Below are 21,736 nucleotides of genomic sequence, written 5' to 3'. Positions count from 1 at the left end.
AAATGCTTGTTCTATGCTCAAAAATATTTCTTGAAATAATCATACATTTAAATTCAGTTATTGCCAATTTATTTAAGATTTATTTCTATATTTTATTGAAAAAACATTTTTATACTTTTGTTATATGGAATTGACTTAAATTGATCCTTCCTGACGAAAAGTAATGTATGTAAATAGATATAAATGCTTCTTCACATTATTATTTCAAGTGCAGGCTATACACAATAGATTTATTATACCACGGTACTTGTCATACAACATCCTACTAGTATAAAGAAAGTTAAGTATGTAGTAAAGTTTAAGTGTGTCAAGAGAGAAAAATTAAAATAAATGCCCCGTCAAACTAGCATTCACGGGGCATTTCATGTCTCTTTTATGTAAATTATGTAGTTTTAGACAGCGGTCTAGCTATTTTATCTTTGTTTTTTGCTGTTTGAATCTTATTGCTGATAGCTGGAATGACGAAACGATCCAATCCAAACTTACCGGCATTGAAACCAGCTGCTGCTATAAAGATAGCGAGTAAAATATCCCAAGGATTACTTGATATAGTACCTGCCATTAAAAATGCAAAGTTCATAACCATCCCAAAAAATGCAGCATACGTTGTTAAACATCCAAGTATTAATCCTAGGCCAACTAAAAACTCTCCCCAAGGAATAAGGAAATTAATAATTTCAGCATTGGGTAAAGCAAATGTTTCAATAAACTTTACATATAGTGGATATGCTAACTCCTCGCCGCCAGTTACTGGATTTGCTATTGCATTTGCTAAAAAACCGGATGCATCAAATCCATTCATCAATTTTCCCCAACCGGCTGTTAGCCAATGCCAACCTAGATAGATGCGAATAATTGTCAAAATCCCTGCAACAATATTATTCTCTCTTAATATTTTGTTAAACATCCAACTGCACCTTCTCACCATAAAATTTTGTTTTCACATTTCACAAGCTGAAGTAATCTGTTAAAGGCCATTCATGGCTAAATAAAAACGATTACTATTCAATTCGTTCTTGATTCAACTCGATTGGACAATAAAGCTAGATTCACATAGGACTGGTTGAATTTGGTTGCGAAATGTGATTAGAATATATCACCCTTTTATTGGTTAGAACATGTTTTTTCTAGCTCGTTCACCGGAGCGTAAAAAAGTTATGGCTTATTATCGAACAAAATAAAAATGGAGATGAGAAGTGAGCTACCCTAAAAGGTCATTTGCATTTTTCAATAAAAAAAGACTGTAGACAAAACATAAGTTTGTCTACAGCCCGCTGTAATTAGCGACGTAAGCCTAAACGGTTGATTAGTTCACGGTAACGTTGTACGTCAGTTTCACGAAGATATTTTAATAAGTGACGACGACGACCTACCATTTTAAGAAGACCACGCTCAGAGTGGAAATCTTTTTTGTGTGTACGTAAGTGAGTATTTAGAGCATTGATTTCTGCTGTTAATACTGCAACTTGTACTTCTGGTGAACCAGTGTCACTTTCGTGAGTACGGTACTCAGCGATAATTTCGTTTTTACGTTCTTTTGTAATAGCCATTTGTATGGACCTCCTAAGAAAAATTATTTATCCCCACTAGCACAGTAAACGTTGGAGTCTTCGATATACCGAGCTAAGGTTGAGCATTATGCACTTATGAATGTTACCATAAATGATTGGGTCAAGCAAGTATAAACCATTACTTAGTTGACTCTATTGTAGATCGTTAAAATATTGTATAGCTTCTTGTTTATCTTTTTCGATTTGCGTTTTTAAAGCATCAATACCGTCAAATTTTCTTTCGCTTCGAATACGTTTATACCAAGCTACATGTACTTCTTCGCCATAAATATTCTTATCAAAATTTAAAATATGAACCTCAATGGACAATTGCTTATCGTTTGGATCTTTAAACGTTGGTTTGTAGCCTACATTGCAGACACCATCATACCAAGCATTTTGGACTAGCAGACGAACAGCATAGACCCCACTTGCCGGAATAAAAGTACCTTCTAAAGCTTGGACATTTGCAGTTGGGAAGCCAATTGTTCGACCACGTTTATCACCATGTACAACCATTCCGTTAATTTCAAATGGTCGTCCTAATAATGTTCTCGCTGCTTCCATATCACCCTCTTGTAAAAGTTGGCGAATACGGGTTGAGCTGATTTTCTCCACATCATCCGTTCTCTTCTCAACAATTGTCACACCATAATCACCATTGCTTAATGCACGCATATCTTCCATTGTCCCTTTACCAAATGCCCCAAATGAATAATCGAAGCCAGCTGTCACATGTTGAATATTTAATCCACGAATAAATGTATCAATAAATGCGGCTGGAGATAGCTTAGCAAAATCAGATGTGAAATGAACAACAAATACTGTATCCACGCCTTGTTCTTCAAAAAGCTGCAATTTCTGCTGTAAGAGGGTAATATAAAAAACCTTTTCGTTACGCCCTCCAAGGACTAATGATGGATGCGGGTCAAATGTCATTACTGCGCTTGGAATTTGACGCTTCTCTCCCTCTTGCTTTGCCGCCTTGATAACAGCCTGATGCCCTCTATGTACACCATCGAAAAAGCCAAGCGCTAATGAATAGGGCTGCATGCTTTCTCTTTGCTGTAATTGATGTGGGTATTTTAAATGAATGACCTCCATTGAAAAATCCTCCTACTCTATCGTCGGAAACATCTTGTGTGGTTTCATCAAACCTGCCTTTGTAGGGTGAGCTTGATAAACCGCAACTGCCTTTCCATTGATTCCAAAGACAATTTTATCATGTATCTTTAACAATGTATCTGCTGGAAGCACCTGTCCATTGAAAATTTCTTTTTCAATGGCAGAGGTAATCTCAATATATGGATAGTCTGTTAATGCATACTCGACAGGTAAAATACAAGTAGTCACCTGCTCTGCATCCATAAGCTCCGCAACCTGTGCTAGCGTAAAACAGTTATCGCGCGTAAAGGTACCTGAAGCAGTACGTACGAGCTCTTTCATATGCGCTGGATAACCAAGAGCCTCCCCAATTTGGACAGCTAATGTACGAATATAAGTCCCTTTACTACAATCGATACGAACTGGGAATGTTATCTCCTGCCCCTCGTAGGATTCATGGTCATCGAGAAGCTCTAAAGCATAAATGGTAACTTGACGAGTAGGTCTTTCAACTGTTTCACCTTTTCGAGCATATTCATAGAGACGTTTACCATTTACCTTGACCGCTGAAAACATTGGTGGAGTTTGCTCAATAACACCTGTTAATGAAGCTAAAACCTCTTGCAACTGCTCACGAGAAACCTTCTTAACTGAATGATCCTCTGCAACCGTTTCGCCCTCTGCATCCTCCGTTGTCGTTGTGCGACCAATGGAAATAATAGCTTCATAGGTTTTCCCTGCATCTGTTAAATATTCTGCAATTCGAGTGGCTTGGCCAATACAAATTGGTAGTACACCTTCCACACCTGGATCCAAAGTTCCTGTATGCCCAACCTTTTTTGTACGTAAAATTTTACGCAGCTTAAAGACACAATCATGGCTTGTCATGCCTCTTTCTTTCCAAAGCGGTAAAATACCGTTCATATACATCCTCCCAAATTGCCTTTAAAATAAAATTTACCTTGCATTATTACCAGATCAAAAATCTTCTTTATGAAGATAAAAAGCCTGCCTGCATGAACATGCAAGTGGCAGACTTTTTCAGCTTATTCTTTGTGTAAACCTCTTAGCAATGTATCAATACGGTTTCCGTACTCAATCGATGAATCGAATTCAAAGATTAATTCTGGTGTGCGTCGTAAACGAATACGTGAACCAATTTCTGATCGAATGAAACCGGAAGCTTTTACTAAAGCTTTAATCGTTTCCTCGCGTTCACGTTCATTGCCTAAAGATGTAATATAAATAGTCGCTTGCTGTAAATCACCCGTTACCTCAACACCTGTAACAGTAACAAAACCAACACGCGGATCTTTAATTTTACGGCCAAGAATATCACCAAGCTCTTTTTTCATTTGCTCAGCAACACGGTTTGAACGTAGAGACATAATTTGTCACCTCTATTTCGATGTACAGATAGTTGATCTTTTTATGCTACTTAGCTATCTCAACTACCTACTATTCCTTATAAATAGTCTCGCCACACATTAAGCTGTTCCCATGACGGATTTGACTCTAAATAGTGGAGCGCGTGATTAATTTCCCGTTCAGCTGCCTCTTTCGATGAAGAAACAGCTACAAGTGCTAATTTGGTGCGCTGCCATACGTTTTGATGGTCAATTTCCGCAATAGAAACATTAAACTTCTGCTTAGTGCGGGTAATCATACGCTGTAAGACAGCACGTTTTTCTTTTAACGAATGGGCAGTTTGAATGATAAATTCAACCTCTGCGTATACAATCATTATACTCGTTTAACTTCTTCCATAATGTAGGCTTCAATAATGTCGCCTTCTCTAATATCGTTGAAGTTTGTAATCGTAATACCACATTCGTATCCTCTTGCTACTTCTTTTACTTCGTCTTTGAAACGCTTAAGCGTATCTAATTCACCTTCAAAAATAACTACGTTATCGCGAATTACACGAACGCCTGAATCACGTGTTACTTTTCCTTCAATTATATACGAACCAGCAATTGTACCAACTTTTGATACTTTAATTGTTTGGCGAACTTCTGCTTGACCAATAATTTTTTCTTCAAATTCAGGATCAAGCATACCTTTCATTGCTTGCTCAATCTCTTCAATTACTTTGTAAATGATACGGTGTAAACGAATATCTACGCCTTCTTCTTCTGCAGCACGTTTTGCATTGACATCTGGACGTACATTGAAACCAATAACAATAGCATTGGAAGCGGCAGCAAGAGAAATATCAGATTCCGTAATGGCACCTGCACCAGTGTGAATAATTTTCACATTTACGCCTTCTACATCAATTTTCATTAATGAAGCAGCCATTGCTTCTACAGTACCTTGTACGTCTGCCTTAACGATTAAGTTCAGCTCTTTCATTTCGCCTTGGCTCATTTGCTCAAATAAGTTATCAAGCGTTACACGTTGTTTTTCAGAACGTTGTGCTTGGATAGCTGACATTGCACGAGTTTCCCCAACTTGACGAGCTGTTTTTTCATCTTCAAAGACAACAAAACGGTCCCCTGCTTGAGGTACATCATTTAAACCTGTAATTTCTACTGGTGTTGATGGTCCAGCTTCTTTCACACGACGGCCTTTATCATTCACCATTGCACGAACTCGACCAAATGTATGACCGACAACGATTGGGTCACCCACTTTTAATGTACCGTCTTGCACTAACAGCGTAGCAACTGAACCGCGTCCTTTGTCTAGCTGAGCTTCAATTACTGTTCCAAGAGCTAAACGGTCAGGATTTGCTTTTAGCTCACCTACTTCTGCAACAAGTAAAATCATTTCTAGTAATGTGTCAATGCCTTCACCTTTTAATGCTGAAATTGGTACGAAAATCGTTTCGCCACCCCATGCTTCAGGAACTAAGCCATGTTCAGTTAATTCTTGCATCACACGATCTGGATTTGCAGATGGTTTATCCATTTTATTCACAGCTACAATAATTGGTACTTCTGCTGCTTTTGCGTGATTGATTGCTTCTACCGTTTGTGGCATTACACCATCATCAGCAGCTACTACTAAAATTGTTAAATCCGTTATTTTTGCACCACGTGCACGCATTGTTGTGAAAGCAGCGTGTCCTGGTGTATCAAGGAAAGTGATTTTCTTGTCACCTTCTGTTACTTGGTAGGCACCGATATGCTGCGTAATACCCCCAGCTTCACCTGCAGTCACTTTAGTATTACGAATAGAATCTAATAATGTTGTTTTACCGTGGTCAACGTGACCCATGATTGTCACAACTGGCGGACGCTCTGATAATTCAGCTTCATTTACTTCTTCTGTTTGCTCGAAGTGTGTTTCTAAGTCCGTAATATCTACACGAATCTCTTCTTCCACTTCTACACCATAGTCTGCGCAAATTAATTCAATTGCATCCTTATCTAATTCTTGGTTAATTGTTGCCATTACCCCAAGCATGAATAATTTTTTGATAATTTCAGATGGCTCACGGTGTAATTTTTTTGCTAATTCTGCTACTGATAATGATTCAACAAAAGTAATTTTTTCTGGAAGTTCCTTTTGTTTAAGCGGTATTGATGGTTGATGCGTTTTTGGATGGCGACGTTTGCCTCCATGAATCCCTGGTTTTGGACGTTGGTTGTAACCACCGCCACCTCTACGATTATTATTATTATTGTTATTATTATTTTGTGTCATATTTCTGTTTTGATTACCTTTTGCATTCTTAGATTTTTCGTTAGACGAATTTGAGTGTTGCTGTGTGTGTTGCTGATTATTTGCTTTAGGCTTAGAAGTAGCAGATTGCTGCCTTTGACCTTCTTGCTTTTTCACCGAATGGTTTTGTTGACCATTCGATTGAGGTTTTTGTGATATGTTTTGAGTTGCTTGTTTTCCTACATTTTTCTCAGGTGTTGCTTTAAATGTTTGGTTTAACTTTGACACGATGTCTTTCTCTAACATAGACATATGATTAGTTACACTCACATTTAATTTACTAAGTGCTTCAATAACCTCTTTACTCGTTTTATTCACTTGTTTCGCATATTCATGAACTCTGATTTTGGTCATCTGCTCACCCCCGATTATTTTTCGTTGAGTAGACTAGACAATTTACTTGCAAAACCTTTATCGGTAATCGCTAAAGCCACTCGGGCCTCCTTACCTGTAGCATGTCCTAGATCGTAACGATCTCCAATTACATGATACTCAACGTTGTAGTACGTGCACTTATCTTGAATTTTCTTACTTGAGTTTTTAGAAGCATCGTTTGCAAGCAGTACTAACTTAGCATTGCCATTCCGGACTTCCTTTACTACTAACTCTTCTCCTGAAATCACTTTACGGGCTCTTGCCGCAATTCCAAGCAAATTAAATATTGCTTGATTAATCATAAAATTGACTCCCTACGAATTAGCAAAATAAGCTCCTCGTAAATTTCTTCAGGAATTTTCACATCAAGTTGGTGCCCCAATACATTTTTCTTACGAGCGATATCAATTGCCTTCTCTGATTTAGAGACATAGGCACCACGCCCAGGTTTTTTCCCGGAGATATCTACACTTACTTCGCCCTCTTTTGAACGAACAACACGTATCATTTCTTTCTTTGCCAGCATTTCTCCAGTTGCTACGCATTTACGAAGAGGTATTTTTTTGTTAACAGCCATAAGAATCACCATTCCTCTCTGAAGCTTGTCGTAAGAGGTGGACAAGTCGTGCTCTACTTGACGCTCTGACAGTATTCAGTCGGCGTAGGGGGCCCACTGAATACTGTCAGGTAACTCGTCACACGGGCTTTCTTACTTATTCTTCGTCGTCTTGATATAAATCTACTGCCACTTCATCAAAATCACTTTCTTCATCTTCAGCAGGTACGAAAGTGCTTGTAGCAGATGGATAGATACCTAATTCACGAGCATCTGTCTCACTCTTAATATCAATTTTCCAGCCAGTAAGTTTCGCAGCTAAACGTGCATTTTGGCCACGTTTACCAATAGCTAGCGATAATTGATAGTCTGGTACAACAACCGTTGTGGATTTTTCTTCTTCGTTTACTTGAACATCTAAAACTTTCGATGGGCTAAGTGCATTGGCAACGAATACAACAGGATCTTCTGACCATTCTACGATATCGATTTTTTCGCCGTTTAATTCGTTAACAATTGTTTGTACACGTGCACCTTTTGCACCAACACAAGAACCTACTGGATCTACTTCTTCGTTATGTGCATAGACAGAAATTTTTGAGCGATCTCCTGCTTCACGAGCAATCGATTTAATCTCTACAATTCCTTCATAAATTTCAGGTACTTCCATCTCAAATAATCGGCGTAATAATCCTGGATGTGTTCGAGATACAATCACTTGTGGACCGCGTGTTGTACGTTCAACTTTTGTAATATATACTTTGATGCGATCATGCGGACGATAGGTTTCGCCCTGGATTTGCTCATTGACTGGCAATGCAGCCTCTACTTTACCTAAACCTACATAAATATTTCGCGCATCTAAACGTTCCACAACACCTGTTACGATATCATCTTCACGATCGACATATTGCTCGTAGATTAAACCACGTTCCGCTTCACGTACGCGTTGTGTTACTACCTGTTTAGCTGTTTGAGCAGCAATACGGCCGAAGTTACGTGGCGTTACTTCTTGTTCCACGATATCTTCTAATTGATAAGCTGGGTTAATAACCTTTGCGTCCTCTAAAGAAATTTGTAGACGATCGTCTTCTACTTCTTCCACAACATCTTTACGTGAAAACACGCGGATAGAGCCCTTATCTAAATTTAAGTCCACTCGAACATTTTGTGCTTGGTTGAAGTTGCGTTTGTAAGCTGTGACTAATGCCGCCTCAATTGCTTCAATTAACACATCTCTTGAAATTCCTTTTTGTTCTTCTAGCGCATTCAGCGCATCTAACAAATCACTACTCATTTTGTTTTCACTCCTAAATATGCATTATGCTTAAAAATCGATGGCTAATCGTGCCAATGCGATTTTTTCTTGTTCTATTGTTACTGTAATTTTACGCGTTTTAATGCGCACTTCCATCACTAATGTATGTTCATCGTAGGATGTTAAGTAGCCTTGGAATTCCTTCATGTCGTTTATGGGCTTATAGGTTTTTACATAAATAAACTTACCAATTGCCTTTTCAAAATCAGCATCCTTTTTTAAGGGACGCTCCGCTCCAGGTGATGAAACTTCTAAATAATAGTTTTGTGTAATTGGATCTTTTTCATCCAATAACAAACTTAGTCGTTCGCTTACTTGAGCACATTGGTCAATGTCGATGCTACCTTCTGGTGTATCAACATAGACGCGTAAAAACCAGTTACGCCCTTCTTTTACGAACTCAATATCCACTAACTCCAGATTTAACTCATCTACTATTGGTTTAGCGAGCTCTTCAATTAAAGATGGTACTTTGCTCATTATTTCCTCCTGTATCTATTCTAGCGTGTCAACCATTCATTACAGTATTCTTAGTGGAATGAACCATAATAAAACAGAAATTCCACCAGTTGCTTTGGTGAAATTTTACGGTCTTACCTGCTGTTAGTCAAAATTTGTTTGCTACGGTATAACAACAGAAAAGAGCGGGTAAGCCCCACTCTTTTGCTGGAAAAATATCAACAAATTATTACCATTAGAATAGCATAGTTCTTGGTATAATGCAAATTTCCTTCATTAAAGATAACCATATTGTGACAGGATTTTGAAATTGGCAATGGTTTTACAGATTAAACTTTGAATGAATCCAGCTCATTCCATTTTAAAAGAGAGATAACTGATTAGCATCAGGCATGCCTTCTAAACAGCCCAGCTGATCCATGTATTCGATTAGTGTCTTCGAAACACGGCCTCGTTGCTGTAAATCCTCCTTTGATAAAAACTCTCCATCTTCTCGAGCAGCCACTATCGTTTTGGCTACGTTCGTACCAAGTCCTGGGATTGCATCAAAAGGTGGAATTAATGTATTGCCTTCAATGACAAATTCACTTGCCTGCGAACGGTACAAGTCAACTTTCTGGAAGCTCATTCCTCGTTCACACATTTCTAGTGCTAGCTCCATTACCGTTAATAAGTTCTTCTCTTTTGTAGAGGCATCTAGACCTTTTAAATTGATTTCGTCAATACGGGCACGAATCATTTGTGAACCTTGAACCATAGCAATTAAATCAAAGTCATCTGCACGTACCGTGAAATATGCTGCATAGTATAGGATTGGAAAATGGACCTTAAACCAAGCAATACGAACCGCCATTAATACGTATGCGGCAGCATGGGCTTTCGGGAACATATATTTTATCTTTTTACATGACTCGATATACCATCCTGGTACTTTATTGGCGAGCATCTCTGCTTCAAATTCCTCTGATAAGCCTTTCCCTTTACGTACAGACTCCATGATTTTAAATGCTAACGATGGCTCTAGACCTTGGTAAATTAAATACACCATAATATCGTCACGACAACCAATTACTTCTTTCAAGACACATGTCCCGTTATGAATTAATTCTTGTGCGTTACCTAGCCATACGTCTGTTCCATGAGATAATCCGGAAATTTGCACAAGCTCTGAGAATGTAGAAGGCTTTGTATCCTCTAACATTTGTCGTACGAAGCGAGTACCGAATTCAGGAATACCTAATGTTCCCGTCTTACAGCCAATTTGTTTTTCAGTGACACCTAACGTTTCAGGTGAACTAAAAATTTGCATGACGACAGGATCATCAGTAGGAATCGTTTTTGGATCTATTCCTGATAAATCCTGTAGCATTCTAATAACCGTCGGATCATCGTGTCCAAGTATATCTAGTTTCAAAATATTATCATGAATCGAGTGGAAGTCGAAATGGGTTGTACGCCATTCTGCATCCTGAGCATCTGCTGGGAACTGTACTGGAGAGAAATCAAAAATATCCATATAATCAGGTACTACGATAATTCCCCCTGGGTGTTGCCCACTAGTTCGCTTGACCCCTGTACATCCTTGCACTAAACGATCCACTTCAGCTCCGCGGAAATGCAAGTTGTGATCATTCGCATAGCCTTTGACATAACCATATGCTGTTTTCTCCGCCACCGTACCGATTGTTCCTGCACGGTACACATAATCCTCACCAAATAATACCTTGGTATAATTATGGGCCTTCGGCTGGTATTCACCAGAAAAGTTTAAATCGATATCGGGTACCTTATCCCCTTTAAAGCCAAGGAAGGTTTCGAATGGAATATCTTGTCCATCTTTTTTATAAGGTGTTCCACATTCTGAGCAGTCTTTATTCGGTAAGTCAAAGCCTGAGCTAACCGAACCATCATCAAAAAACTCAGAATGCTTACAATTTGGGCAAACATAATGCGGAGGCAATGGGTTAACCTCCGTAATTTCCATAAAGGTTGCGACTAATGAAGAGCCCACGGAACCACGAGAACCTACTAAATAACCGTCAGCTAAAGATTTCTTCACCAGCTTCGCAGAAATTAAATAAATTACACCAAAACCATGTCCTAATATAGATTTTAGTTCTTTTTCAATTCGAGCTTTTACAATTTCGGGTAGCTCCTCACCGTAAATATGATGAGCCATTTCATACGTTAAATTGGTTACTTCATCATCAGAGCCTTCAATTTTGGGCGTATATAAATCATCCTTAATCGGCTTAACATCTCCAATGCTGTCAGCTACTTTTTGTGCATTCGTCACAACAACTTCTTTAGCCAGATCTGGTCCTAAGAAATCAAATTCTTTTAGCATTTCATCCGTTGTTCTAAAATGCACCTCAGGTAGTTTGGATCGATTTAAGATGTTTGCACCACCTTGAGAACCAACGAGTATTTGTCTAAACATAGCATCTGTCGGATCCAAATAATGAACATTTCCCGTTGCCACAACTGGTTTATCGAGCTTCTTCCCTAACTTAACAAGCTTTCTTATGATATCCTCTAATGTCCATTCATCACGCACGACATTACGTTCAATTAATGGTGCATATACTGCTTTCGGTTGCACCTCAATATAATCATAGAATTTAGCCACTTGTTCAGCTTCCTCAGGTGATTTATTCATCATCGTTTCAAATAATTCACCATTACTACAACCAGAACCGACTAGTAAACCTTCTCGATATTGCTCTAGAACAGCTCTTGTCACACGAGGAACTCGATAGAATGTTTTTGTATGGGCGTGTGAAACAATTTTAAATAAATTCTTTAAGCCCGCATTATCAACAGCTAAAATAGTACAATGCATGGGTCGACCTTTTTTATAGGCGTCCCCACCACCAATATGCTTATTAAAATCATCATGGTATTTAATGACTAATTCATCGGCATCTTTTAATAATTGTAATAGTAAATAGCCTGTCGCCTCTGTATCGTATATCGCTCGGTGATGTTGTGTTAATTCAATATTGAATTTTTTACAAAGTGTATTTAAACGGTGATTTTTCATTGTTGGGTACAGCAATCTAGCTAGCTCTAATGTATCAATGACTGGATGTGTTGTTCCTTCAAGACCAAATTTTTTATAGCCCGTATACAGGAAACCAATATCAAATGACGCATTATGAGCAACAACAATCCCATCACCAATAAATGCATGAAACTCTTTTATAACTTGCTCTACTTCTGGTGCATGACGAACCATATCATCCGTAATACCTGTTAATTCAATAGTCGTTGCTGAAAGCGGATGATGTGGGTTTGCAAAGCTTTCATATTTATCAATGACTTGGCCATCTTTAATTTTTACTGCCGCCAGCTCAATAATTGTATCGTAAGCAGTTGATAACCCTGTCGTTTCCACGTCAAAGACAACATAAGTGGCTTCTTCTAATAAGCGGTGCTCTGGTGCATAAGCTATAGGGACACCATCATCAACTAAATTAGCCTCCAAGCCATAAATTACTTTAATACCATGCTTTTTCCCTGCTGCATATGCTTCAGGGAAGGATTGTACAACAGCATGATCTGTAATAGCTACTGCTGGATGACCCCATTTTGCTGCCTGTGCAACTAGGCGATCAACGGGCGTCACAGCGTCCATTTGGCTCATTGGTGTATGCAAATGTAGCTCTACTCGCTTTTCACCCTCTGGTGCTAGATCCTGACGTGTTTCTTTTTTTATTTCATTAATATCATTAGCCATGACGATTAAATCACGAATAAATGTATCTGTTTGGACGGAGCCTCGAACTTTAACCCACATTCCCTTTTTTAGGTGCTGCATCAGTTCAGCATCGTCATTATCACGTGAGAACATTTTGACGATGATAGAGTCCGTATAGTCGGTAATTTTAATTTGTAATAAAGAGCGTCCACTTTTCAGTACTTTAATTTCTGCATCAAAGACAAAGCCCTCAACAATTACACGGCGTTCCTCTTCAACAATGCGTTTTATTTCCATAATTTCATCGTCTTTAATAAGCATACCAAGCTGGAATGGACGATCACCAAGGTTCGCAATAGCTGGATTGTCCTTCTTCTCTTGCTCTCGTTTTTGGAAATCCTGCATCGCTTGCTGAGATAGAGCTGCTTCTTCCATGCGCTTTTGTTCCATAAACGCTTCCTGAGCAGCAATCATTTCTTCCGTTTGTTCTTGAAGCACAAAATCTATCGCCATTTTTGGAAAACCGAATTGACAATAGCTTTCTGCTAGCTTGTCGGAATACTTCGTTTTTAACATCATGAATTCCATTTCCTGCATACAGGCTAATGTGATTTTCTGACCATTCCACATCGGCACTTGAGAGATAAGGCAATTTTTCAATGTTGGTGCCATCTCATCAATTTGCTCAACAACATTTAGCCAATAAGCTTGGACAAGTTCCTCTGTTACACTTTTCTCTTGTGTCTCAATGGTTGTATAAACCTGTGCGATTGCTGAAAATTTATCTGTTAAATGGGTACGGAAAAGCTGGTAAAGCGGAAATGGCAGTATATCACGTAATTGAATAGTAAAATGCCATAGTCTATCCTTTTTATGGACTGTTAGCCGTGATAACTCACCTTCTTCAAAAAATGACATGTACACATCATCTGTTAACTCTAGTTGCTGCAAAAGCATCCGAAATCTCGTTCTTGCCTCTTGTTGCTGTTCCAATCTATCGACACCTACTTTCAGAAGGAGGCATTCCGTATAAGCCTCTTTTCTAATTCATCTTCAACATAGGACAAGAATGCCAGAAAAAAATTCGCTCCCTCACTGCGGGCGCTCTTCAAGCTTAACAGATAGTCTAGACTATCTGTTTTTCTTTGCTTGGCTCACCGTCCCGCAGAATTGTCGCGAATTTATTTATTCCTATTTTATCAAAATTACATGAAAGCCTCTATTAGAAGCATTCACTTCCATTTAAAACCAACCATAAGAGGTTATTAATTTTTACGGAAAAATTCATTTAAGTGGTCAATCACTTCTTCTTTTTTCCATTCAAATGTTTCCCCAGTTTGTCGGAACTTCACTTCCACAATACCTTCTATTGCTTTTTTACCAACCGTTACGCGAACAGGTAAACCAATTAAATCAGCGTCCGCAAACTTAACGCCGGCACGCTCGGCACGGTCATCTAGTAGTACATCATAGCGATATGATTTTAATAAGCCGTAAAGCTCATCTGCTAAAGCTACTTGCGCTTCATCTTTAGTATTCACAGGAACAACATGGATATCGTACGGTGCTAATTGCGTTGGCCATGTGAAGCCATTTTCATCTTGGAAATGCTCAGCTACCGCAGCTAGAATACGAGAAACACCAATACCATAGCAACCCATAATAAATGGTTGGGATTTCCCTTGCTCGTCTAAGAAAGTACCATTCATTTTAGCAGAATATGTAGTACCTAGTTTGAAAATATGACCAACCTCGATGCCTTCCGCGAATTTAATCGTACCTTGTCCATCTGGAGAAGGATCACCCTCTTGAATAAAACGAATATCTAAGTAGTCATTCACAGCAAAATCACGCTCAGGATTAACATTTACTAGATGGAATCCATCTTCATTCGCACCTGCAATACCATTACGAATAGATTTAATCGCATGATCAGCTACTACTTTTACGTCTACCGGTAACTTCACTGGTCCAATGGAGCCAACACCACAACCTAATAGCTCACGAATCGCTACTTCACTTGCAAGCTCTACAGAACCCGCTTCAAGAGCATTTTTCAATTTAATATCATTGATTTCATGATCTCCACGCGCAAGAACAACTACAAGCTCTCCATCTACATCAAAGACAAGAGACTTTATAACATTAGCAGGTTTTACTTGTAGGAATGCTGAAACTTCCTCAATTGTTTTTTGATCTGGTGTCGCTACTTTTTCAACTTCTTTTAATGCTTCATCAGATGTCTGGTAATCTGCAATGACTTCAGCCATTTCAATATTTGCTGCATAGTCAGATGTATCTGAGTAGGCAATTGTATCTTCTCCAATTTCAGAAAGTACCATGAACTCATGTGTACCTTTTCCGCCGATAGAACCTGCATCAGCGATAACAGCGCGATAGTTTAAGCCAAGACGTGAGAAAATATTAGAATAAGCACGGTACATATCATCATATGTTTCATCTAAACTTTCACGAGATGCATGGAAGGAATACGCATCTTTCATAATAAATTCTCTTCCTCGTAGTAAACCAAAGCGTGGACGTTTTTCATCACGGAATTTCGTTTGAATTTGATAAAGTGTTAACGGTAATTTTTTATAAGATTTAATTTCATCACGTACTAAAGTTGTAATTACTTCTTCATGTGTTGGCCCCAATGCAAAATCACGGTCATGACGGTCTTTCAAGCGCATTAATTCTGGACCGTATTTTTCCCAGCGACCTGACTCTTGCCAAAGCTCAGCAGATTGTAGAGATGGCATTAATAGCTCAATCGAATTGATGGCCTCCATCTCTTCTCGAATAATTGTTTCAATTTTTGATAACACACGTTTTGCAAGCGGTAAATACGAGTATACCCCACTTGTATTTTGACGAATAAACCCTGCACGTAGTAATTGCTTATGTGACTTTACCTCAGCATCAGCAGGTACTTCACGTAACGTTGGGATAAATGTTTTACTTTGCTTCATTCAGTGTTCCACCTTTTTTAATAGATAAATTTATACTCTCAATAGCATAAACAAATTTAGCTTTGAGCGCAATGTTTCGTAGAAATTGCGCCCAAAGCTATAAATAAAATTCCTTTTAATTGTAAAGCTAGAATTTGCTAGTCATTTATTAAAAGAAAAATCTCTGTATATCATTCCATGTGACAACTACCATTAAAATCATTAGTAGAACAATTCCTACAAAATGAACAATTCCTTCTTTTTGACGGTCAATTGGTTTCCCTCGTAAAGCTTCAAAACCAAAGAATAATAAGCGACCACCATCTAAAGCAGGTAATGGAAGTAAGTTCATAATTCCTAGATTTATACTTAACATTGCAGCCCAATTCATTAGGTTCATAATACCGTACTGAGCTACTTGCTCGGTTGCTTTATAAATACCTACAGGACCAGATAAAGCGTCTATTGTAAACTTACCAGTAATCAACATACCTAGAAGCTCAAATATTTTGACAGTCATATTATAGGTTTCTTGTGCCCCATAGACAACAGCCTTTAGTGGATTAAATTCTCTCGGGCTATCGTAAAGCACACCAATTTGACCATACTTTTCTCCATCCTGCTGGACTTCCTTAACAGTCATATTTAAGTTGATAGATTGTCCATCTCGATCTACGGTCACCATAATCTCTTCGTTTGGATGATCCTGAATAATTGCAGCTAAATCCTGCCACTTTTCAACAGCTTGTCCATCAATGGCTGTAACTCTATCACCTGCAAGCATCCCAGCCTCCGCAGCTGGATTATTTTCTACTACTTCAGAGATAACTGGCTCATATGTTGGAACTCCGTGAATTAATCCAATAACTAAATAAATCACGAAAGCTAGAATAAAGTTAAAAAATGGTCCTGCAAAAATAGTCATCGCTCGTTGGCCAACCGTTTTAGAATTAAATTGACGATCATGAGGTGCAATGACAAGCTCTCGTCCATTTTCCACAAGGACACAATCTCTCGCTACTTGATAACGAACTAATCGTTCTTCTTCATCATAGCCCTCTACAAACAAATCTTTTTCTAAATCAGCACGTTCAACTTCTAAAAATAATAAATCTGGTAATTGCTTATTATTTTGATTGAAAATGATTTTTTTAACAACATTATCTTCATTGACAACAAGCCCTATTCGATATCCTGGCTGTAATTCAGTGCCATCCATATCTTCGCCAGCCATTCGTACATATCCCCCGATAGGCAATAAACGAACAGTATACATTGTTTCTCCATGCGTTCTCCCATATATTTTGGGTCCCATTCCAATGGCAAATTCACGTACTAGAATACCTGCTCGTTTGGCGAATAAGAAGTGTCCAAGTTCATGGAAGAAGACGAGCAAACCAAATATTAAAATAAATGCAATGGCTGTTTGCATAATACCCCACCTTTAAAAGCGATTAGTTAACGATACATTGCTCTCGTTATTTTACCATGTCTAACACTATTTTTCTTGTTTCACTGTCCACCTGTAAAATCGTTTGTAAATCTGGTATTGCAATGTTTTGGTGTGCTTGCATCACACGTTCAATTGTCTCATCGATTTGAAGGAATGTTATTTTCCCTTGTAAAAAAGCTGCAACTGCTGCTTCGTTCGCTGCATTCATTGCTGTTAAAATGGTACCACCAGTACGGCCAGCCTCATATGCTAATCGCAATGCTGGATAACGTTCAAAGTCCATTTCTTGAAAATGTAACTGACCAATTTGCGCTAAATTCAGTCGCTGACCATTATGTAACGGGATTCGATCAGGATAACTTAAAGCATATTGGATAGGAACGCGCATATCTGGTGTACCTAATTGAGCAATCACACTAGTATCATGATACTCAACTAGAGAGTGAATAATACTTTCTCTATGCAAAAGTACATCAATTTTTTCGTATGGCATATCAAATAAAACATGCGCTTCAATCACTTCTAAACCTTTATTCATCATTGTTGCAGAATCTATTGTAATCTTTGCGCCCATCGACCAATTCGGGTGATTCAGTGCGTCAGCGACAGTCACATGTTTTAATTGGTCCCTTGTTTTATCACGGAAGCTGCCACCTGAAGCAGTAATAATTAAACGTTCAATATATTTTGGGTCTTCACCATTCATCGATTGGAAGATAGCTGAATGCTCACTATCAACAGGCAGAATAGTTGCGTTATATTTTTTCGCTTCAGCCATCACTAAATGCCCGGCTGTCACAAGTGTTTCTTTATTAGCAATAGCAATTGTTTTGCCCATTCGAATGGCTGCTAAAGTAGATTCCAGCCCAACACTTCCGAGCACTGCATTGACAAGAATCGTCGAATCTGGATGTGTAGCAACCTCCACTAAGCCTTTTGCGCCAAATGTAAAGTGAATTGTCGGATACTCCTTAGCAAGCAGCAGCGCATCTTCTTCTAGCTGCACAGAAACCAATTCGGGCTTTAAGTTATCAATCATCTCTCGTGTTTTCTTTATATTTTTCCCTGAAGAGAAAGCTACTAATTGAAAAGCTTCACGTTGTTCTTTTAAAATATCGTAGGTTTGCCAACCGATTGAACCAGTTGCACCTAATAAACTAATCTTTTTCACAACACATTGTCCCCTTTTTCTATCTAAGCAAATGTATGAATAGATGTCCTTAAAAGTTCGGATTAACTACCAAACAAATTTAAAAAATGAAGCAAAGGCACGACGAACAATAGACTATCGAAACGATCTAATATCCCGCCATGCCCTGGTAAAATATTACCTGAATCCTTTACATCAAAATGACGCTTAATAGCAGATTCTACTAAGTCGCCCATCTGACCAATAATGGAGGCGAAAATTGTTACGACTACAAGTGATATATAACCATCTTCGAATGGGTAAATGAGTTGCATACAGACAGCGAAAATGACGGCAATGACAATTCCACCGATGAAGCCTTCAATCGTTTTCTTAGGTGAGATTTCAGGCCATAACTTATTCTTACCAAATTTTCTTCCGACAAAATAAGCACCTGAATCCGTTGTCCAAACGACTAATAAACAATAGACAACGTACTCTAAGCCTACGTTCCTTGTTTCAATTAGGTAATGGAACCCTAAGCCCACATAAAATGCACCTAATAAAATAAAACCAACTTCATCAAAAGTTATTTTATTTTTTACTAAAACGACGTAAATCAGGAGTAACATCATTAGACCATAGACTACCATTAGATTAGACGAATAGCCTATTAAATCTACAACCTTTTCACTCCAGTCGTTCGGTATGACAAGTAAAATTAAAGTGACAAGCCCTAAGAAGCCAGGCACAGAAAAAATCGAAATACCTTTCATCTTTAGTATTTCATAAAAACCGACAATAGCCATTGCTAGCACAAGTATGGCAAATGGTACTTTTCCATAAATAACGAATGGAATGAAAAGTGCTGCTGCAATTATTGCGGTAATAATTCGTTGTTTCAAGTTGTTTCTTCTCCCTTCAACCCACCATAACGGCGATTACGCTTTTGATAGTTTTCCACCGCTTCCAGTAAGGTTTCCTCACTAAAATCTGGCCATAATGTATCTGTAAACCAAAATTCCGTATAGGCAAGCTGCCAAAGCATAAAGTTACTTAAGCGTACTTCACCACTTGTACGAATTAATAAATCCGGTTCAGGCAAATGGGCCGTCATTAAATGAGACGTTAAGCATTCTTCTGTTAGGTCTTGCATTGTTAATTGACCGTCCTGCACTTTTTGAAGCATCATTTTCATGGCATTAACCATCTCAGAACGACTTCCATAATTCAGCGCAAAATTTAAAATAAGGCCTGTATTATGCTTCGTTTCTTCCATTGCCTCATACAACGCTTTTTGTGTATGGGCAGGTAATAAAGATGGATCTCCAATCATTTCGACACGTACATTACGTTCCATCATCTCGGGTAAAAAGGAACCTAAAAACTCGACTGGTAGCCGCATGAGAAAATCTACTTCAGGTTTTGGGCGTTTCCAGTTTTCAGTGGAAAATGCATATACGGTTAATACCTTTATGCCTAAATCAGACGCAAATCTCGTGACCTTACGTACTGTCTTCATTCCCTCATGATGACCAGCAACACGTGGCATAGCTCGTTTTTTTGCCCAACGTCCATTTCCGTCCATAATAATCGCTACATGGGCAGGAATCGGCTCGCTTTTAGTTAGGGCCACACGCTCCTCCAATGATAGTGTATCCATATTTATTTGTTTACCTAATAGCTTTTTAAACATGCTAACTCCCCCACTACAACTAATCGGACGTATACTAACCTATCATAACAAACAAAAGCGCTTTTTGTCTTTTTTTTCCCCTCTAAATTGACTATGTATGTACTAGCGTATTTTAGAACTATACACATTCTTAAAGAATAAGTTTGTTAAAAAATTAATCAATATTTATGTGATGCATAACATTGTATATTTCATCTATGCTTTTCTCTATGATTCAGCTCATATTCGAACGGTAAAGAGAAAAGACGTCCTGTAAAGTATAGGACGCCTTCATCTCATCAAAAAGTTCCATCATAAACATGTAAAACCTTTGTTTTACACCTCTAAAATTTCTTTTTCTTTATCTTTCGTTACTTGATCCACTTTGACAATGAATTCATCTGTTAATTTTTGAATATCATCACCATAGCCACGTAGATCGTCTTCTGTGATTTCGCCAGCTTTTTCAAGTTTTTTCAAATCATCATTCGCATCACGACGTACATTACGTACAGCAATTTTTGCGTCTTCTGCTTCTTTTTTCACTTGCTTCACTAAATCTTTACGACGCTCTTCAGTAAGAGCAGGGATCATTAAGCGAATGATAGAGCCATCATTTGTTGGTGTAATACCGATATCAGATCTCATAATTGCTTTTTCAATTTCACCTAAAATTGTTTTATCGTAAGGTGTAATCACTAATAAACGAGCTTCTGGTACAGAAACACCTGCAAGTTGATTGATTGGTGTTGGAGCTCCATAATAATCAACCATAATACGATCTAGTAATGATGCGTTTGCACGACCTGCACGAATTGAAGATAGTTCACGTGTGAAAGCTGCAATTGTTTTGTTCATTTTATCTTTTGCTTGTTCTAATACTTGTTTTGCCATTATGCATTCCTCCTAACAACTGTTCCGATTTTTTCACCTAGTACAGCACGTTTAATGTTGCCTTGTTCCGTAATTGAGAAAACAATTAGTGGAATATCGTTATCCATACATAGGGTAGAAGCTGTTGAATCCATTACTTGTAAGCCTTGTTGAATAACGTCTAAGTATGTGAGTGTATCATATTTAACGGCTGTTTGATCCACTTTTGGATCTGCTGAATAAACGCCATCAACATTGTTTTTAGCCATTAAAATCGCATCTGCATCAATTTCTGCTGCACGTAATGCCGCCGTCGTATCAGTTGAGAAGAACGGATTACCTGTCCCTGCTGCAAAGATAACGACACGCTTTTTCTCAAGATGTCTAACTGCTTTACGACGAATGTATGGCTCCGCTACTTGAGTCATCACGATAGAAGATTGAACACGTGTTTCAATGCCTAATTTTTCAAGAGCATCTTGTAACGCTAGGGAGTTCATGACTGTTGCAAGCATGCCCATATAGTCAGCTGCAGCACGATCCATCCCCATTTCACTACCTATTTTTCCACGCCATATATTACCGCCACCTACAACAACAGCAACTTCTACATCAAGATCCACTACTTCTTTTACTTCTTCTGCAACAGACTTGATTATTTTTGGTGATAAACCGAAGCCCGCTTCTCCAGCTAACGCTTCACCACTTAGTTTAATAACTACTCGTTTATATTGCGGTACACTCATTGTAAACCTCCGTAAGACTTTATTTAAAAAATCTCTATTCCCTTTTCCATTATAGTATATCTAACAATAATTGCTAGTTGTGAATAAGGCAGAATAGAAAATTCTATTACTATTTTCTTTATTTCGGAAAAATAGGGAACACGCTATGTTGTGTTCCCCATTTTTTGTCTAGAAAATC

The 21,736-nt window shown here is 38.3% G+C and carries 19 protein-coding genes; all 19 read right to left on the bottom strand.

Features of this window, described 5'->3' with window-relative positions; genetic code table 11:
* Nucleotides 1-382: 382 nt before the first annotated feature.
* The gene (locus tag AC1Q6O_RS03950) at nt 383-907 is read right to left on the bottom strand and encodes a DoxX family protein (protein WP_008178975.1); all 525 of its coding nucleotides are present in this window, start codon (nt 905-907) and stop codon (nt 383-385) included.
* 373 nt (nt 908-1,280) lie between these two features.
* Nucleotides 1,281-1,550 (bottom strand): 30S ribosomal protein S15, encoded by a 270-nt coding sequence (gene rpsO / locus AC1Q6O_RS03945; protein WP_008178982.1) that lies wholly within the window; start codon nt 1,548-1,550, stop codon nt 1,281-1,283.
* Between the two features lie 153 nt (nt 1,551-1,703).
* A complete protein-coding gene (gene ribF / locus AC1Q6O_RS03940) occupies nt 1,704-2,654 on the bottom strand; it encodes a riboflavin biosynthesis protein RibF (RefSeq protein WP_089985350.1) in 951 nt (316 codons plus the stop codon).
* Nucleotides 2,655-2,666: 12 nt separating this feature from the next.
* Nucleotides 2,667-3,578, bottom strand: coding sequence for a tRNA pseudouridine(55) synthase TruB (truB, locus tag AC1Q6O_RS03935; RefSeq protein WP_043990545.1), 912 nt, complete (start codon nt 3,576-3,578; stop codon nt 2,667-2,669).
* 122 nt (nt 3,579-3,700) lie between these two features.
* Nucleotides 3,701-4,042 (bottom strand): 30S ribosome-binding factor RbfA, encoded by a 342-nt coding sequence (gene rbfA / locus AC1Q6O_RS03930; RefSeq protein ID WP_008178985.1) that lies wholly within the window; start codon nt 4,040-4,042, stop codon nt 3,701-3,703.
* A gap of 77 nt (nt 4,043-4,119) precedes the next feature.
* Nucleotides 4,120-4,398: a DUF503 domain-containing protein gene (locus AC1Q6O_RS03925; RefSeq protein WP_008178987.1), complete on the bottom strand. Its 279-nt coding sequence runs from the start codon at nt 4,396-4,398 to the stop codon at nt 4,120-4,122.
* On the bottom strand, nt 4,398-6,677 hold the full coding sequence (gene infB, locus AC1Q6O_RS03920) for a translation initiation factor IF-2 (protein ID WP_239354278.1): 2,280 nt from the start codon (nt 6,675-6,677) through the stop codon (nt 4,398-4,400). Before infB ends, AC1Q6O_RS03925 begins: the two co-directional genes overlap by 1 nt.
* A 14-nt stretch (nt 6,678-6,691) precedes the next feature.
* Complete coding sequence (locus AC1Q6O_RS03915; protein ID WP_008178997.1) at nt 6,692-7,000, bottom strand: YlxQ family RNA-binding protein; 309 nt, start codon at nt 6,998-7,000, stop codon at nt 6,692-6,694.
* Nucleotides 6,997-7,275 (bottom strand): RNase P modulator RnpM, encoded by a 279-nt coding sequence (gene rnpM / locus AC1Q6O_RS03910; RefSeq protein ID WP_025113966.1) that lies wholly within the window; start codon nt 7,273-7,275, stop codon nt 6,997-6,999. Before rnpM ends, AC1Q6O_RS03915 begins: the two co-directional genes overlap by 4 nt.
* A gap of 136 nt (nt 7,276-7,411) precedes the next feature.
* Nucleotides 7,412-8,551 carry a transcription termination factor NusA gene (gene nusA, locus AC1Q6O_RS03905; protein ID WP_008179001.1) on the bottom strand — a complete coding sequence of 380 codons (1,140 nt, stop codon included), beginning with the start codon at nt 8,549-8,551 and terminating at the stop codon, nt 7,412-7,414.
* Nucleotides 8,552-8,581: 30 nt separating this feature from the next.
* Nucleotides 8,582-9,052 carry a ribosome maturation factor RimP gene (rimP, locus tag AC1Q6O_RS03900; RefSeq protein WP_025113965.1) on the bottom strand — a complete coding sequence of 157 codons (471 nt, stop codon included), beginning with the start codon at nt 9,050-9,052 and terminating at the stop codon, nt 8,582-8,584.
* 340 nt (nt 9,053-9,392) lie between these two features.
* Nucleotides 9,393-13,724, bottom strand: coding sequence for a PolC-type DNA polymerase III (locus AC1Q6O_RS03895; RefSeq protein ID WP_008181390.1), 4,332 nt, complete (start codon nt 13,722-13,724; stop codon nt 9,393-9,395).
* Between the two features lie 272 nt (nt 13,725-13,996).
* A complete protein-coding gene (locus AC1Q6O_RS03890; protein ID WP_089985346.1) occupies nt 13,997-15,703 on the bottom strand; it encodes a proline--tRNA ligase in 1,707 nt (568 codons plus the stop codon).
* Nucleotides 15,704-15,851: 148 nt separating this feature from the next.
* Nucleotides 15,852-17,114, bottom strand: a complete 1,263-nt coding sequence (gene rseP / locus AC1Q6O_RS03885) for an RIP metalloprotease RseP (protein WP_008181395.1) — start codon at nt 17,112-17,114, stop codon at nt 15,852-15,854.
* A 46-nt stretch (nt 17,115-17,160) separates the two neighbouring features.
* A complete protein-coding gene (dxr, locus tag AC1Q6O_RS03880; protein ID WP_089985343.1) occupies nt 17,161-18,306 on the bottom strand; it encodes a 1-deoxy-D-xylulose-5-phosphate reductoisomerase in 1,146 nt (381 codons plus the stop codon).
* A 62-nt stretch (nt 18,307-18,368) separates the two neighbouring features.
* Nucleotides 18,369-19,169 (bottom strand): phosphatidate cytidylyltransferase, encoded by an 801-nt coding sequence (locus tag AC1Q6O_RS03875; protein WP_089985341.1) that lies wholly within the window; start codon nt 19,167-19,169, stop codon nt 18,369-18,371.
* On the bottom strand, nt 19,166-19,960 hold the full coding sequence (gene uppS / locus AC1Q6O_RS03870; RefSeq protein ID WP_008181400.1) for an undecaprenyl pyrophosphate synthase: 795 nt from the start codon (nt 19,958-19,960) through the stop codon (nt 19,166-19,168). Before uppS ends, AC1Q6O_RS03875 begins: the two co-directional genes overlap by 4 nt.
* 315 nt (nt 19,961-20,275) lie before the next feature.
* Complete coding sequence (frr, locus tag AC1Q6O_RS03865; RefSeq protein ID WP_089985339.1) at nt 20,276-20,833, bottom strand: ribosome recycling factor; 558 nt, start codon at nt 20,831-20,833, stop codon at nt 20,276-20,278.
* Nucleotides 20,833-21,558: a UMP kinase gene (gene pyrH, locus AC1Q6O_RS03860; protein ID WP_008181404.1), complete on the bottom strand. Its 726-nt coding sequence runs from the start codon at nt 21,556-21,558 to the stop codon at nt 20,833-20,835. The genes frr and pyrH overlap by 1 nt, the downstream gene beginning before the upstream one ends.
* Nucleotides 21,559-21,736: the final 178 nt, after the last annotated feature.

This window comes from Lysinibacillus sp. GW823-FHT06C08, assembly GCF_058795135.1.
This window is presented reverse-complemented; position numbering and strand designations above follow the sequence as displayed.